This window comes from Arthrobacter cavernae (assembly GCF_017368795.1).
GTDB classification, from domain to species: domain Bacteria; phylum Actinomycetota; class Actinomycetes; order Actinomycetales; family Micrococcaceae; genus Arthrobacter; species Arthrobacter cavernae.
In genome coordinates, this window is sequence record NZ_JAFNLL010000128.1 from 1 (window position 1) to 310 (window position 310).

At 56.5% G+C, this 310-nt stretch carries 1 protein-coding gene; it reads left to right on the forward strand.

Annotated features, from left to right (window positions below; translation table 11 throughout):
• The coding region (locus J1902_RS19105; RefSeq protein WP_207617937.1) for a phage tail tape measure protein at positions 1-310 on the forward strand (310 nt) is incomplete at both ends.

Below are 310 nucleotides of genomic sequence, written 5' to 3' on the forward strand. Positions count from 1 at the left end.
TCAGTTGCAGCGTTCCGGCGATGAAGCCGGGGCATTGCAGGCGGCGAACGAGGCCGCAACGAAAGGGTTTGATGACCAGACCCGCCGCCTGAAAGAGAACATGGGCACGCTGGAGACCTGGGCAGACAGGACTGCGCGGGCATTCAAATCCATGTGGGATGCGGTGCTGGATATTGGTCGTCCTGATACCGCGCAGGAGATGCTGATTAAGGCAGAGGCTGCGTATAAGAAAGCAGACGACATCTGGAATCTGCGCAAGGATGATTATTTTGTTAACGATGAAGCGCGGGCGCGTTACTGGGATGATTCG